The sequence below is a fragment of the Bathymodiolus japonicus methanotrophic gill symbiont genome (assembly GCF_019721995.1).
GTDB lineage: Bacteria > Pseudomonadota > Gammaproteobacteria > Methylococcales > Methylomonadaceae > Methyloprofundus.
Genome location: NZ_BLYC01000024.1, coordinates 1 through 14,548, shown reverse-complemented (window position 1 = coordinate 14,548; position 14,548 = coordinate 1). Strand labels below are relative to the sequence as shown.

At 34.9% G+C, this 14,548-nt stretch carries 22 protein-coding genes, 5 other RNA genes and 1 pseudogene; 11 read left to right on the top strand and 17 right to left on the bottom strand.

Features of this window, described 5'->3' with window-relative positions:
• Positions 1–6: 6 nt before the first annotated feature.
• Both K6984_RS21500 and K6984_RS21495 read left to right on the top strand, forming a co-directional pair.
• Positions 7–1,092 carry a hypothetical protein gene (locus K6984_RS21500; protein ID WP_221897355.1) on the top strand — a complete coding sequence of 362 codons (1,086 nt, stop codon included), beginning with the start codon at positions 7–9 and terminating at the stop codon, positions 1,090–1,092.
• Positions 1,093–1,207: 115 nt separating this feature from the next.
• The gene (locus K6984_RS21495; protein WP_221897354.1) at positions 1,208–1,597 is read left to right on the top strand and encodes a hypothetical protein; all 390 of its coding nucleotides are present in this window, start codon (positions 1,208–1,210) and stop codon (positions 1,595–1,597) included.
• A gap of 209 nt (positions 1,598–1,806) precedes the next feature.
• On the opposite strand, the gene K6984_RS21490 is transcribed toward K6984_RS21495, so the two are convergent.
• Together K6984_RS21490 and K6984_RS21485 are read right to left on the bottom strand one after the other, a co-directional pair.
• On the bottom strand, positions 1,807–2,139 hold the full coding sequence (locus K6984_RS21490) for a hypothetical protein (protein WP_221897353.1): 333 nt from the start codon (positions 2,137–2,139) through the stop codon (positions 1,807–1,809).
• A gap of 23 nt (positions 2,140–2,162) precedes the next feature.
• The gene (locus K6984_RS21485; protein ID WP_221897352.1) at positions 2,163–2,651 is read right to left on the bottom strand and encodes a hypothetical protein; all 489 of its coding nucleotides are present in this window, start codon (positions 2,649–2,651) and stop codon (positions 2,163–2,165) included.
• A 142-nt stretch (positions 2,652–2,793) separates the two neighbouring features.
• Between K6984_RS21485 and K6984_RS21480 the strand changes: the two genes are divergently transcribed.
• The 9 genes from K6984_RS21480 (at position 2,794) to K6984_RS21440 (ending at position 8,996) form a co-directional block, all read left to right on the top strand.
• Positions 2,794–3,186: a hypothetical protein gene (locus K6984_RS21480; RefSeq protein ID WP_221897351.1), complete on the top strand. Its 393-nt coding sequence runs from the start codon at positions 2,794–2,796 to the stop codon at positions 3,184–3,186.
• 1 nt (position 3,187) lies between these two features.
• Positions 3,188–3,610 carry a DUF2800 domain-containing protein gene (locus K6984_RS21475; RefSeq protein ID WP_221897350.1) on the top strand — a complete coding sequence of 141 codons (423 nt, stop codon included), beginning with the start codon at positions 3,188–3,190 and terminating at the stop codon, positions 3,608–3,610.
• A gap of 7 nt (positions 3,611–3,617) precedes the next feature.
• Entirely contained in the window at positions 3,618–4,277 is a 660-nt protein-coding gene (locus K6984_RS21470; RefSeq protein ID WP_221897349.1) for a DUF2800 domain-containing protein, read from the top strand.
• 1 nt (position 4,278) lies between these two features.
• On the top strand, positions 4,279–4,824 hold the full coding sequence (locus K6984_RS21465; RefSeq protein ID WP_221897348.1) for an ssDNA-binding protein: 546 nt from the start codon (positions 4,279–4,281) through the stop codon (positions 4,822–4,824).
• A 44-nt stretch (positions 4,825–4,868) separates the two neighbouring features.
• Positions 4,869–5,438, top strand: a complete 570-nt coding sequence (locus tag K6984_RS21460) for a VRR-NUC domain-containing protein (protein ID WP_221897347.1) — start codon at positions 4,869–4,871, stop codon at positions 5,436–5,438.
• A 199-nt stretch (positions 5,439–5,637) separates the two neighbouring features.
• Entirely contained in the window at positions 5,638–6,981 is a 1,344-nt protein-coding gene (locus tag K6984_RS21455) for a DEAD/DEAH box helicase (protein WP_221897346.1), read from the top strand.
• On the top strand, positions 6,974–7,192 hold the full coding sequence (locus tag K6984_RS21450) for a hypothetical protein (protein ID WP_221897345.1): 219 nt from the start codon (positions 6,974–6,976) through the stop codon (positions 7,190–7,192). The genes K6984_RS21455 and K6984_RS21450 overlap by 8 nt, the downstream gene beginning before the upstream one ends.
• A complete protein-coding gene (locus tag K6984_RS21445) occupies positions 7,192–7,650 on the top strand; it encodes a hypothetical protein (protein WP_221897344.1) in 459 nt (152 codons plus the stop codon). The genes K6984_RS21450 and K6984_RS21445 overlap by 1 nt, the downstream gene beginning before the upstream one ends.
• Complete coding sequence (locus K6984_RS21440; RefSeq protein WP_221897343.1) at positions 7,647–8,996, top strand: VapE domain-containing protein; 1,350 nt, start codon at positions 7,647–7,649, stop codon at positions 8,994–8,996. Before K6984_RS21445 ends, K6984_RS21440 begins: the two co-directional genes overlap by 4 nt.
• 608 nt (positions 8,997–9,604) lie before the next feature.
• On the opposite strand, the gene K6984_RS21435 is transcribed toward K6984_RS21440, so the two are convergent.
• The 15 genes and pseudogenes from K6984_RS21435 to K6984_RS21360 all read right to left on the bottom strand — a co-directional run bounded on the left by K6984_RS21435 (position 9,605) and on the right by K6984_RS21360 (position 14,542).
• Positions 9,605–10,105, bottom strand: coding sequence for a VHS/ENTH/ANTH domain-containing protein (locus tag K6984_RS21435; RefSeq protein ID WP_221897342.1), 501 nt, complete (start codon positions 10,103–10,105; stop codon positions 9,605–9,607).
• Between the two features lie 109 nt (positions 10,106–10,214).
• Positions 10,215–10,496, bottom strand: coding sequence for a hypothetical protein (locus K6984_RS21430; protein WP_221897341.1), 282 nt, complete (start codon positions 10,494–10,496; stop codon positions 10,215–10,217).
• Positions 10,497–10,715: 219 nt separating this feature from the next.
• Positions 10,716–10,910, bottom strand: coding sequence for a hypothetical protein (locus K6984_RS21425; protein WP_221897340.1), 195 nt, complete (start codon positions 10,908–10,910; stop codon positions 10,716–10,718).
• A 34-nt stretch (positions 10,911–10,944) separates the two neighbouring features.
• Positions 10,945–11,346: a hypothetical protein gene (locus K6984_RS21420; RefSeq protein WP_221897339.1), complete on the bottom strand. Its 402-nt coding sequence runs from the start codon at positions 11,344–11,346 to the stop codon at positions 10,945–10,947.
• Positions 11,347–11,520: 174 nt separating this feature from the next.
• Positions 11,521–11,670, bottom strand: coding sequence for a hypothetical protein (locus tag K6984_RS21415; protein ID WP_221897338.1), 150 nt, complete (start codon positions 11,668–11,670; stop codon positions 11,521–11,523).
• A gap of 26 nt (positions 11,671–11,696) precedes the next feature.
• Positions 11,697–11,758: hammerhead ribozyme type II (locus K6984_RS21410), an RNA gene on the bottom strand.
• Between the two features lie 330 nt (positions 11,759–12,088).
• Positions 12,089–12,313 (bottom strand): pentapeptide repeat-containing protein, encoded by a 225-nt coding sequence (locus K6984_RS21405; RefSeq protein WP_221897337.1) that lies wholly within the window; start codon positions 12,311–12,313, stop codon positions 12,089–12,091.
• A 34-nt stretch (positions 12,314–12,347) separates the two neighbouring features.
• Entirely contained in the window at positions 12,348–12,773 is a 426-nt protein-coding gene (locus K6984_RS21400; protein WP_221897336.1) for a hypothetical protein, read from the bottom strand.
• Between the two features lie 45 nt (positions 12,774–12,818).
• Positions 12,819–12,881: hammerhead ribozyme type II (locus K6984_RS21395), an RNA gene on the bottom strand.
• A 109-nt stretch (positions 12,882–12,990) separates the two neighbouring features.
• A pseudogene (locus K6984_RS36480) lies at positions 12,991–13,339 on the bottom strand (pentapeptide repeat-containing protein); the annotation flags it as partial.
• A 149-nt stretch (positions 13,340–13,488) separates the two neighbouring features.
• An RNA gene (locus tag K6984_RS21380) (hammerhead ribozyme type II) lies at positions 13,489–13,550 on the bottom strand.
• Positions 13,551–13,553: 3 nt separating this feature from the next.
• Positions 13,554–13,922: a pentapeptide repeat-containing protein gene (locus tag K6984_RS21375; RefSeq protein ID WP_230988230.1), complete on the bottom strand. Its 369-nt coding sequence runs from the start codon at positions 13,920–13,922 to the stop codon at positions 13,554–13,556.
• Positions 13,923–13,946: 24 nt separating this feature from the next.
• An RNA gene (locus K6984_RS21370) (hammerhead ribozyme type II) lies at positions 13,947–14,008 on the bottom strand.
• A gap of 3 nt (positions 14,009–14,011) precedes the next feature.
• Complete coding sequence (locus K6984_RS21365) at positions 14,012–14,461, bottom strand: pentapeptide repeat-containing protein (protein WP_221897333.1); 450 nt, start codon at positions 14,459–14,461, stop codon at positions 14,012–14,014.
• A gap of 19 nt (positions 14,462–14,480) precedes the next feature.
• Positions 14,481–14,542: hammerhead ribozyme type II (locus K6984_RS21360), an RNA gene on the bottom strand.
• Positions 14,543–14,548 lie beyond the last annotated feature (6 nt).

Sequence of the window (14,548 nt, the reverse complement as noted above, 5' to 3'; positions counted from 1 at the left end):
TATATAATGGAAATATCAAATCCAGTTGAACATACATGGGACTCTGTATCAGGACTAAAATCGGTGCCAATAGGACATGTTAAATCAGTATTATTTAATTTCCCAAATACACACCCTATTGCCATGTCCGCCGTATATCTTGAGTGCGTTGAAGACGACCATGACGACAGTAAGAAGCCAAATATAGGACAGTACAGTGTAGGTGACAGAATAGTATGTCCACAACTTGTTGTTATTAACAACTCGTCAACTGTAAAAGTTGTCAACCCACTAGGCAACTACATCACCGCAGAAAAATCAGATGGCGGAAATGTAGCTGATAAGTTATCCAGTACCTTTACCATCGATTCCAGTAATTGCCACAAATATAAGTTAAGGTGCTTTGCATCACACTCACAACAACCACTAGAATCAGTAAAAAATACATACTGGGATAAAGTTGTACGTGCTAAGTCCACAGATATAAAAGGAACTTTACTCACTGTACCTCATACGCTTGGGGTAACTCCTTGGGTTGTTGAGATAAACTTTGTATTTGTTAAAGCAACTCAGGGATTCCCTGTAGGCGCTATAGTGCCACTTAAATTTATAGGTGGCATGCAACATGCAGTAGGTGCTGTACCAACCGGATTATGGACAACTAGCGCTGATAAAACGAATGTTTACCTTGGGTGTTCAAGCGATAATATCAACATATGCTCAATGGATGATAAATTAACGCCATTCAATATATGGAAGTCGGATGCTGTTGAGATAGATGTCTGTGTTAAAAAGACCTATAACAATCCTTATGACGTTACTTTCACTGAGATAGCATTTCCTGAAAAAGAATCTTTTGATAGCGAAGTAGTGCCTAGTAATACGATAACAGGCGACCCAATAGACTTCGATACCGTACTCATGAATAACAAGGCTGGTGGCGTAACACCTTATGGTGCGGACGAGTTCATATTTGTTAATCAATCTGGTGGTAGCTTCAAAGGTTATGAAGATGTAAGCCAGTTTCAATACTTCAACCCATCAGATAATAAAATAAAACTACGTATTTTCCCTAGTGCTACACCCTACTTGGAATTTCTACAACAGGGGTAATGGCCACACATTTAATGTTTTTGAAGACAACAAGTCAAAAGACACTAACTGGACATACGTTATGAGGTGGCAGTATGAAAGAAGTTCCAGGCCTTGTGATAACGATACCGGATGGATGCGTGCAGGGAATGGTAATTTTAGTGAGACTACTCTTGAACTATTGTCTGATTCCCTTGGACTTTCTTATGACAAACAGTTGACCAAAAAAGTAGAGATATATTTCAGACCTAATATCGAATATACCGCAACTGGCGTATCACATCTAGGCTTTTGGAGTGCTGCTTCTATGAAAGGAGGTGGTACATGCTACAACCGGAAAGCAACTGAGAAGACAAACAACAACTTCACAATCTCATATAATGAGGGCAATCTTGTCATAAACCATGCTAGTTCAAACGAGATGATGGTTCCAAATATTCTTAAGAAAATAATCCCTGAGTGTTCAGCTCTTACATTCGATGGAGATTCTGGGCTTCTTGAGTATAGGGTATGCTCTTATCTATAGGCATAAAAAAACCCGAACTATAGTGGGCGATATCCGATCCATAGTTCGGGTAAAACATTTTCATGTTTATGCATAAAAAACCCACACCAGATAGACTAAACTGATAGGATAATCCATTCTGGCGTGGGTAAAACAATGCCCGATGAGGTAAGCTAATAAAATAGAAAAAAATTAACTTGAGTACATTGTATACATAATGTTTTAATTTGTCAACTAATCATTTCCATTGTGTATTTCTTTTCGTATTTTGACTCATGCAACACTTGATTCCAGTATTTGTGTTCCTTAAATCGATCTAATCTATGATTAGATTGTTGATGTAAAAGTTCTGCTTTTCTACATTCCTCTGCTGCTTTATGATATAGTTCTGCTGCTTCTAGGAATGCGTTTGCTTGATTTAATACATCAGTCGGCTCTAAGAACTCATTGTTTATAATCAACCCATCTTTTTTTTCTTTGAATTTTTTTAGTTCTTTAAAAAGTTTTTTTGAGACACTATAACATTCCTGTTCTTTTCTTAATAATACTATTGAGTAATTCATGTTTTTTCCTATTTTTATGGAGACTATATTATAGCACTATCCTGCTCCTGCTTGCAGTATAACCGGTACATGTCTGTCTTCATCATCCATGCAAAATTGTTATCATGATACAGCTTACGAGGTATGTACAGGACATGCACGTTGCCACCGAACACCTGAGCATGTATTTTCATGAATTCAGGGTGTCCGGTTAAGTTACGCCCCAAGTATGCACGACAAGGAATATCGTATACCCTGCATAAATCAACTTTAAGTAACAATAGAGAATTTGCAATATCACCGACCTTTAAAAAATCTCTATCAAGCCCATATTTACCGCCTTTCTTCCAATTCTCTGATAAGTCTGCCATCCAGTCTTCATTAGATGCCTTGATGTTCATCTCATGCAGTTCATCGTGCATGTGGTCTTTTAGATCATCCCACATGTCCACCAGTGCGACTATCTTACGTTGGTCTAAATGGCTCATACCATCTACTTTTATGCAAAAATCAGCTAATTCTTCTTTTGTCATGATACCCCCTATATATAGTGTAATTATACCAAGCTTTAACAACATCATCTTTTTCTATAAAAAAAGTTTTGACTATACGAAAATAAGGTGTATACTAGCCACAAGTTAAATAATTAACTTAAACAACTAAATAGGAAATAAAATGAATACTTTAGAAACATCAATCAATAGACTAGCTTCTTCAATTGAAGACCTTGTTGACCTTATGATTATAGAAACAAAACAACAAAAAGAACAACAAAGAGAAGAACATGCAATAACACTAGCAGAAGCAGTACAGTACACAGAAGCAGCACCATCAGTAGCCCTAGACGATCAACTAGAACCTGCAAAAAAACTACCAACCGTTAAAGAACGTGCAGCAGAAGTTAAGAAGATTGCTGTTGACTATGTAAGGAATTCAAGAACAACAAATGATGCTGTTAAGTCAATTCTTACTAATATGAATTTATCAAGAATTGATGACTTTACAACTCATGACCAGATTGAGTCTTTTGAAAAAAGCTTGGAAAAATTAGTAAATAGGGGAGATTGATATGGAACATGCAATATTATCAGCCTCAGGTGCTGAGAAATGGTTTAACTGCCCTGGCTCTATCACAGCAGAAAAAGACATAGAAGAAGAATATAGTGATGTTGCAAGTGAAGGTACATTAGCGCATCTATTGGCTGAGGTATCACTTAATAGCTGCGTTCCTGCTTACCAGTATGCAGAGCTTGACGGACAAGAGATAACTCTTGAAATGGCTGAATATGTCCAAAAATACGTAGACTATGTAAACTCTACATTTACTTATCAAGGTGTACTCCAAATTGAATCAAGGGTTTATTTTGATGATTATGCGCCAGATGGGTTCGGAACGGTAGATGCTGTCTCAATGTGTTACGGTACAGGAATATGCCATGTAATAGACCTTAAATATGGTGTTGGTATACCTGTTCATGCAGAAAAACAATAAGCAACTAATGCTTTATGCTCTGGGTGTACTACAATCAGCAGACTACAGTTGGGCTATTGATAGATTTGTTCTTCATATCTGCCAGCCAAGAATTGATAATAATTCAACATTTAAAATAAGCGTTGATGAAATCAAAGAGTTTGGCGAACTTGTGAAGTTAAAAGCAGAACAAGCACTTGATGAAACTGCAAAAAGAATACCTGGAAATAAACAATGCCAGTGGTGTAAAGCTAAATCAATATGCCCTGAATTGATGTCTATAGGAGAAATAAAAGAAATAGGAATGGATGTCGGAAAAATAAGCGATGAACGTATAAAAGAAATACTCGATAATAGAAAACTCTCAAGACTTTTTATATCGAGTCTTGAAAAATCAATGAAAAACAGAATTGAAAACGGAGGTGAGCTAAAAGGTTATAAACTTGTTGAAGGTACAACAAGAAGATCATGGTCAACTGATGCTATGGATAAACTCATAGAATTAATGGGTGATGATGCCTATACAAAGAAAATAATAGGACTGGTTGATGCAGAAAAGATAATCGGTAAAGAATTAGTAGATACAATAACTTATAAACCACAAGGTGCATTAACACTAGCACCAGAAAATGACAAACGACCAGATGCAATGGCTTCTGGCTTTGATGACTTAACAGAGGAAAAATAACATGACAAAAATAATTAAATTAAAAAACGTAAGACTATCATACCCTTTCCTATTCCAAAAATATGTGGATAAAAATGGTGAGATTGGTGACTACCAATGCACATTACTTTTTGATAAGAACGATATAGCAACTAAAGCTATGCTTGATCAAGCTATAGAGCAATGCAAGGAAGATAACAATGGAGTAATTAAAAATAGGATAGTAGATGAACAACATTGCTTCTTAAAAAATGGAGATAATAAGGACGGTGACGAAAATGATGGAATGTGGGTGGTCAAAACAAAAAACAGACGCAGGCCACATGTAGTAAACAGAGACAGAACACCGCTAATAGAGAGTGATGAAGTTATATACTCAGGTTGCTATGTTAATGCGCATATAAGTTTATGGTTTAGCAATCACGAACGAGGTGGTAGACAAATACTTGCAAATATACACGGTGTACAGTTCTCTAAAGATGGAGAGTCACTTGAGGGTGGTGTTGTTAATTGTGAGTTTGATGACCTATCAGATGATGACATATCAGATGACGAAGTAACATTCTAAATAAACAATAACGGACAAGGATGTCCATAACTAAGGATAATAAAATGAAATATTGCGATGCGTATAACTCGCCAGAACTGAAAGAATTACATTTGGATGCTATCAACGGCGGTGTAATGTCAAGTAATGAACTAGCTGAATACTATAGAGACACAGGAGATGAAATTAATGAATTCTTCTATGTGCATAATTCAGCTAAATTAAGTGATTTCGAGTCTATGCGAGTCCTAGGAATCATGTATGAATATGGTGTTGGTTGTGATAAAGATATGAAACAATCAGACTTATGGATTAAGAAATATAATATAACCAAAAATATAATGAAATACTCAGAAGCTAAAATAGAAACAAAAATATGCTCTTTTGCAGAATCAAAAGGATGGATTTCTTTTAAATTTACATCACCAGGAAATAATGGTGTTCCAGATAGAATATTCTTCAAAGATGGAAAAACCATACTTGTTGAGTTCAAGTCAAAAGAAGGTAAATTAAGCGAAGTACAGAAATTTCAGATTAAAAAACTTAAAAAGTCTGGAATCTTTGTAAAGGTTGTATCAAGCATTGAATATGGAATGGCATTGTTCAATGAAATAGAAGATGAATTTAAGTGGTGAATGTAATGAAAAAACTAATAGCTTATTTGATTTTTTTTACTTTCGCATCAATAGTCTTAATAAATATATTAGTTTATCTATTTGTTATACCTATTAGTGTCTTATTTGTGCTTTGCCACCTTTTAACAAATCTTTCTTACTTGCTGTACTAAAAAACAAAACTAAAAATAGACAAGGATGTCATTATCGAGGTAATCAAATGATAGAGAGAAAACAGCTGCATGAATATCAGGTAAATGCTATAGAGTTTGCCAATAAAGTACCCAAGTGTGGGCTATTCTTGGGAATGGGTCTAGGTAAAACTTCAATATCACTTACAATAGCATCCGATTTTATGGACGATATGTTCGTCACAAGAGTTCTTATTATAGCACCCCTTAGAGTTGCTAACACTGTATGGAAGCAACAAGCGATGGAGTGGGAACACTTAAAACATCTTAAAGTTAATATTTGCACTGGAAATGCACAAAACAGAATAAACCAGTTGAATGATAAAGCTGATATTTACGTTATAAATAGAGAAAATGTATCGTGGCTATGCTCTAACTTCCAAAAATCGTGGAAGTGGGACATGTGCATCATAGATGAAAGTACGAGCTTTAAAAACCCAAGTTCGAAACGCTTTAAAGACCTCAAGAAAGTATCCGGACGATTCTCAAGTGTTTTATTACTAAGCGGTACACCATCACCTAACGGATTTATGGACTTGTGGAGTCAGATATTTCTTTTAGACGAGGGTAAAAGACTTGGTAAGAAGATTACATACTTTCGCAATCGCTTTTTCAATCAATACAAAATACATGAATATACACTTAAAGACTATTCATCTGGCCAAATAAATGATCTTATATCAGATATTTGTATCACTATGACGGCAGAAGATTATCTGCAACTGCCTGAAAGTATTGATATTACTAGATATGTTGAACTATCAACCGTATTAAGCAAACAATACAAAACTTTTGAAAAAAAATTCATACTAGCTATACAGGATAAAGAAGACCCCATTATGGCTCTTCATGCCGGTGTCCTAGCAAATAAACTACTACAGTTCTGCAATGGTGCTATATATGACGAAAAACAAAATATACATGAATTGCATGACGAAAAAATAAGTTGTTTAAAAGATATTGTACAAGATAACCCCACAGAAAATATTCTAGTCGCCTATAGCTTCAAGAGCGATCTAAGCAGATTAGTAGAAGCGTTTCCGGATGCCGTTAAAATATCTGCTTCTGGAAAAGAAGTAGAACAATGGAACAAAGGAAAGATAAAGATGCTGTTGGCGCACCCAGCAAGTGCAGGACATGGATTAAATCTACAGCACGGCGGAAATATAGTCGTGTGGTTCGGGCTTAACTGGTCTTTAGAGCTTTATCAGCAGTTTAACGCTAGATTACATAGACAAGGGCAAAAAAACTGCGTGCGTATCATTCATATTGTCGCTAAAGGCAAACTAGATGATCGCGTTATGAAAGCACTCAACACCAAAGACATGACACAAAAAAAACTTATTGAGGGATTGAGGTATACAAATGATTAGCTTAACTAGAACAGAAATTAAAGAAGCACTGAAAAATCACCACGTTAATAAAATTTATGATGGCATAGGGGAGCTAAAATTATCCAAACAAACTATCAGGAATATACTCCATACAGAATCAGATTCTTTTAGCCTAAATACGGTCAAGATATTATCAGATTATACGATAAGAGAAATTGAACGAATTAACGAATCTATTGGGGATAAATAATGAAATCTTTATCTTTCAGAAACATAATACAAGCGATAGAAATTCATAACGGAGAGAATGTCAATTACAATGCCAACGGTTGCTATTGCAAATGTCCATATCATGGCAGTGATAGCAAAAAACTGTATATTGCCGATGGCGAGAATAGAGTCCTCATGGATTGTAAGACTGCCGGTTGTGACCCAAAAGATATACTTGAAGCTGTAGGACTAAGTATTAAAGATATTTATCATAAACCTTTTGATAGGAAAGAAATTGATAAGTACATTGCCATTAAAAAAGATAAAGAATTCAAAGAGATAATGCACTTCGAAATCCTTATCCTTATGCAGTGGCTAACAGCTTGTGAGCGTGGAAACAGAGATGATGTGGACAAGGATAAGGATAGAATAATTAAAGCCCTTAAAGTCGTCCAGAACTCTTCATATCACTTTATTAATAATAAGGGCGAGATATGAGAAAACAAGAAAAAGAAATCGATAGCTTTTTTAGTGGAGCTTCTGCGGAAGAAACAATGGATAACCTGTATGGTGAACATAAAAAATTGACTGTAGTTCCAAAAAACCTAGAAACTCAATCAAAGGAAATTGATGCCAAAAATGAAATACCTTGGAAACAAACAATAACTAAAGAAACTAAAGGCAAAGTTGTTGAGATTCCTATGCCAACGATTGATAACCTTGAGATCTTGATGGGGCACTTTAATGTATTCGTGGATTATGATGAAATCTTGCTTAGATCAAGTGTTAGGGGTATTAAATCACTACCAGGCAATGAAGCCAATACACTGATCGCATACATGAAGAATAAATGCGTGGAACATGGCCTAAACAAATCAGTAGTGGATGACCAGCTTGATACTATCTCAGAGAAATATGTTATTAATCCAGTATCCTATTGGCTAAATCACACAAAGAGAACTTCTCAAGCAAACCCTGTAAAAGAACTTGTGGACTTGTTGCCGGTTGATAACAAGGAATGGGTAGAGATAGCCCTTGATAGATGGCTTATACAGTGCTGTGCAGCAGCAGACATGGGAAGAAACTCACCCAATGAGGTAGCTATCTCTAAATATGAATCAGTGCTAGTTTTTTGCGGAAAACAAGGATACAAGAAATCATCATTCATAAAGTATTTGATTCCTAAATCACTGCATAAATATACAAAAGAAGGGATACTGTTGGATGTCAAAGATAAGGACTCAATGCTCAAAACACTTTGCTGCTGGATTCCTGAGCTTGGTGAGCTTGATTCTACATTCAGGCGCAGTGATATATCAGCACTTAAAGCCTTTCTATCCAATACAGAAGACATTATCCGGCTGCCGTTCGCACGTAAGCCAATAGCAATTAAACGCCATATCTCTTGCTTCGCAACTGTTAATGAAGAGAAGTATTTAAGAGATTTAACAGGTAACAGGCGTTACTTACCAGTTAATGTCATTGGCTCACTGGATGTCATGGCTAAAAATAAATTCGATGTTAATGACTTGTGGGCTTATGCTTGGGAAAGATATATCAATGGTGAACAGTGGTGGCTTACTGATGAAGAAGAGAAAATTCAGAATAACTCACTACAGAAACATGAAGACAACACCATTGAAGAGTCATTGCTCGATCTGTTTAATTTTGAAAGCAGTAGAGAAGTTAGAATGACAACAAGTGAGGTATTATATAAATTATCACTTAAAGACACTCACACAAATAAAATAAAAATAGGTAAATCACTTAAAAAATTATCTGTGAAAAAAGTAAAAAGGCAGTACTTGATGCCGCCGATTAGAGATGTGTATAATAAATTCTAAATGCGTTAGTAATTAGCTTTATCGTAAAAACGTCATTCATTTCTGGTTTGGCGTTTTTTTTTGCCTAAAATTTATTTTTTTTTTGCCTAAAATTCATCTTTTTTGGTATTAAAAAGAACAATGTCAACCACCCTCAAGCCCACGGCTGGCAAGGCTTTAGGGGTTTTAGGGTAAGTACCTATATTTGACTGAAAATTGGACTGTACCACCCCGCAGGCTACGAAATACGCGGGGTGTAGAGTTTCTTGGTACAGAGTACAGTGAAATACCCTTTTCCCTATATAGCATATTATATAATATATATATATATATAGTATAGTATATAATTATCTAACACTGTACCTAACAGCTACAAGCCACGCCATCCGTTGGCTTGAGCAGGTACAGTACAAAATTAACACAGTACCGCCACAGTAACAACATAGACTGTAGCCCACGAATTACAAGGCTTTCAAAAAGTACAGTGTTTTAGACACTGTACCAACTCAATTACTACCATATCTAAAGCCTTTATACAACCGTTTTCTTGGTGGTGGGTGGTAGGCAAAAAAAAGCCCGCAGATAGCAGGCTTGTTAATCGGGATGTATCGAGTTGTGAGCTTGTGGGGTTATGACTCCATCAATATCCTTACGTCTGAACGATCGTAGTTATCGATTGTGAATATAGTCCGGTTTCTTGCGTCTATGCTAATTACGCCCCATTTCCTGAAACCCATAGCCCTCATTATTTTATTTTTACCAACGGTGTTTATTCTGATATGTGGATTATCCCTAAATAAGTCGTAAAAGAAATGGTACGATGATATGCAATATTTATTATAGAATCTATCGCCTTTCTTTAATAGCGCTCTTGACTCAGTTAGCCCAGGGCATCTATTGATTGTTTCCTTTGCATCTCCGTCGTACCTTATCATGTGACGTATATCTGCTTTTTGTATGTGCAGGCCGTTTTCCTTAATTCGTATTTGTATTTCATTTACAATCTCTTCTCTTTGTATGAAGTCGAAAGGTGTTTTAATTATTTCTGGCATTATTTTATAGGTTATGTCGTCATTAGTGGCCTCGCATATTCTTGTAATAATATCTAGGTGGTCTGGTTTGTTTTTCATTTTATTACTCCTTTGAAGCTAAAAGCCCATTTTGCCGAATCTAAATCATTGCATTTTTCGGATTCATGGCATTTTTTACATCTTTTACACTCTATACAAAAAACACATATTAGGCATTTAGAACAATTATCACAATCATGGCAATCAGTACATTCATAGCATCTTTTACATGAGACACAATCAGAGCAATCATGGCAATCAGTACATTCATGGCATCTTTTACATGAGACACAATCAGAGCAACCATGACACTTAACGCAATAAGAACACTTAAAGCAATAAGAACACCTAACGCACTTAGAGCAAGCATAGCACTTATAACAATCAACGCACTTAACGCAATCAGTGCAGTTATAGCAATTAACGCAGTCCACACAGTTGAAGCAATCAACGCACCCAGTACAGTTTATATTCCCTTGCGCGTCGGGTTTTCTATCTTTCATTTTATTTCTCCAAAAGTCTTTGGTTTTCTTTAAATAATCTCTCGTTCTTAGTTCTTAATCTTTTATTGTCAATCACTAGATAGCGATCTTTTCCTTTGTCAATTTCTTTTATTACTTCATCTAATAACTTTACTATCATTTCTAGTTTTAAAGTTGTGTTCATTTTGTTATTCCTTTAGATTTATAAACGCTTCATAAGCATTACGAGCATTTATATAAGTATTATAAGCATCACGAACTAAAGAATAATTAGCAGTATCATAAGCTAACTCATGAGCTGACTCATAAGAATGATAAGCATATTCAAGATTTTCAGTGGCAGTCTTATAGGCATTTTTTAACTCTTTTAATTTACTGTTCATTTTTTGTTCCTGTTTTATCTTAATTAAAAGTATTCTACTTGACCATTACAATAAGCTTTGTAAGTTTTATAACTGCATACTTAGAGTTTTGATCTGCCATGTTCATTGCTGCAACGGCAACCTCGTAATCCTTTTTACTAGAGCGATAAACCTTAACAGCTTCATTATAGTCCTCAACTGTCTTTTTATAATCGTTAAGGGCATCATTATGGGCGTCAATAGCATCTTTATCAGCGTATATTTCTGGGACACGATCAACCTGTTTACTCTTGAATGAGTAATAAAGCAGGTCTAAAATCTCGGGTTGGTATTGCTTTAATAATAATCCTGCAATTGATACATTAAGGATGATCGCGCAGATAAATAATGAAATGAAAACTTTAATAACCTTTTTATTTTTTATTCCCTTTTTATTTTCTAATTTATTAGTATTCATTTTATTTTTCCCAAAAGGTTTAAAACATGATTGTAAAAATCATTATATTCAGCTGGATAATTTAACTTAACATTCAACAGTACTATTGAAGTGATTAAGATAGATAGCCCAATACAAAAAAGTATAATGTAAATCCATTCTAGTAGTTTATAACCCATTTTATTTACTCCTCTCTTAGTTTGATAATCTTGATTTTAAAAGTTCTTGGTTTGATTTAATTAGTTCTTTTCTCTTTTCTGTAAGATTTTTTTCTGCTCTTCTAAAATCTTTTTGTGCATTTAAAAAATCTCTATTAGCTTTTTTATTTGCTTTTTCAATTTTCATTTTATTAATTCCTATTTTATTTTGAGTTTAATCTGTCTCATCAGTACAGTGCGATTAATCACTGTAGACGCTTCTCAGCGTTTCGACTTGGTTAGTTATTACGCTCTGATTTATGATAGCAATATGATGCGTAAGAAAAAGCCATGTAAGCTGTTTTATATGCATCATATTCAGTAACACAGTTACAAACATCGGCGGACATGTATTCACCACGTAAAACGTTTGATAAATTTTCTAATCTTTCTAATTCTTTAATGTTCATCTTATTTATTCCTGTTTTATTGAGTTATCTGTCTCATCAGTACGGTTAGATAAATCACCGCAGACGCTTCTCAGCGTTTCGACTTGGTTAGAATATTGTTGTTTAGTCCGTTATTGCTGAGTCAATCTGATCTTGTGTGTACGCTACACACATAAATCAGCACCTCTTATATCGAACACTTAGATTAGCACCTCTTAGATTGGCACACATTAGATTAGCACCTCTTAGATCTGCATTAGATAGGTTGGCATTTGATAAATCTGCACCAACTAAATAAGCACGTTTTAAATTAGAACCAGATAAATCTGCTCCAGATAAATCTTTATGTGATAATCGGCTACGTGATAAATCTCTATTTGATAGGTCAATTTTATGTTTCATTTTAATTTCCTATTTAATATAATCTGTCTCTTTATTATTCATAAGCAGCATCACTATCAGCATTATAAGCATCATAAGCAGCATCACTATCAGACTTATAAGCAGCATGAGCAGCATCACTAGCAGCATTATAATCAGCAGTAGCAGCATCACTAGCAGCCTTATAAGCAGCAGTAGCGTCACTAGTAGCAGCAGTAGTAGCAACAGTAGCAGCCTTATAAGCATCATAAGCAGCATCACTATCAGACTTATAAGCAGCATGAGCAGCATCACTAGCAGCATTATAAGCAGCATAAGCAGCATCACTAGCAGTATTATAAGCAGCATAAGCATCACTAGCAGCACTATAAGAAGCATAAGCAGCATCACTATCAGCATTATAAGCAGCAGTAGCAGTAGCAGCACTAGCAGACTTATAAGCAGTATAAGCATCAGCAATAACTTCCTTTAAATCTTTCAACTTTTTAACTTATTATTCATACTCTTATTCCTATTTTATTTTGAGTTTAATCTGTCTCATCAGTACAGTGCGATTAATCACTGTAGACGCCATCACGGCGTTTCGACTTGTTTAAATCTCTTTTTCTTTACTTCGTAGATCAGCACTTGGTAGATCATCTCTCAGCGTTTCGACTAGGTTAAAATATTTTCGTTTCGTCGGTAATACAACATTTTTTCTGCCTTTGTGTGTAATTAGCGCCATTTAAATCAGCACCTATTAAATTAGTACGTATCATATTAGCATCTATTAAATCAGCAAATCTTAAATCAGCAAATCTTAAATCTGCATCTATTAAATTAGCACCTCTTAATTTAGCACCTCTTAATTTAGCAAATCTTAAATCTGCATCTATTAAATCTGCACCTATTAAGTTTAGCACCTCTTAAATCTGCATCTATTAACTCTGCATCTATTAAGTTAGCAAATCTTAAATCTGCATCTATTAACTCAGAACCTATTAAGTTAACACCTATTAAGTTAGCACCTCTTAAATCAAACCCTCTTAAATCAGCACCTCTTAAATCAATCCCTCTTAACTTAGCACTTCTAAGATCTTTACTATTAATACTAGATTCTTCAACTGGTACACTTAATTTGTGGGAATAAATAATTTTCCCATAAATGTTTTTAATATCAATTTTATTTATCATGTTCATTTTAATTTCCTATTTAATATAATCTGTCTCATCAGTACCAGGGGATAATTCCTGATAGACGCTTCTCAGCGTTTCGACTAGGTTAGAATATTGTCGTTTCGTCGGTAATACAATATTTTTTAAGTTCTTTTGTGTAATTAGCACCATTTAAATTAGAACCTATTAAATTAGTACGTATCATATGAGCATAAATTAAATCAGCATCTATTAAATCAGCACCTCTTAAATCTGCATCTATTAAATCAGCACCACATAATTTAGCACCACATAATTTAGCACCTCTTAAATCAAACCCTCTTAAATCAGAACTTCTAAGATCAAACCCTCTTAAATCAGCTCCTCTAAGATCTTTACTATTAATACTAGATTCTTCAACTGGTACACTTAATTTGTGGGAATAAATAATTTCCCCATAAATGTTTTTAATATCAATTTTATTTATCATGCTCATTTTATTTGTTCCTGTTTTAGTTTAATTAATCTGTCTCATCAGTACCAGGGGATAATTCCTGATAGACGCTTCTCAGCGTTTCGACTTGGTTAGAATATTGTTACTTCGTCTGTGATCGCTGAGTCAATCTGTTCTTGTGTGTACTTAGCGAATCTTAGATCAGAACTTATTAGATTAGCACCTGTTAGATCAGCACCTGTAAAATCAGCCATCATTAGATAAGCCCCTAATAAATTAGTACCCTTTAAACTAGCACCTGTTAGATCAGCACAGGTTAGATTAGCACCTGTTATATCAGCACTTCGTAGATCAGTACCTCTTAGAGAGGCACTTCGTATATCAGCACCTCTTAGATCAGCACTTCGTAGATCAGCACCTCTTAGATCAGCACCAGTCAAGTCAAAATCTCGTAGATCAGCACCTATTAATTTAACATCCCGTAGATCAGCACCTATTAGATCAGTGTATTCATCTGCTTGGGATATCTCAACCGAGTAAATAACGTCATCGTATCTGTTTTTTATCTCTACTATTCTCATTTTATTTATTCCTGTTTTAGTTAATCTGTCTCATCAGTACCAGGGGATAATTCCTGATAGACGCTTCTCAGCGTTTCGACTTGGTTA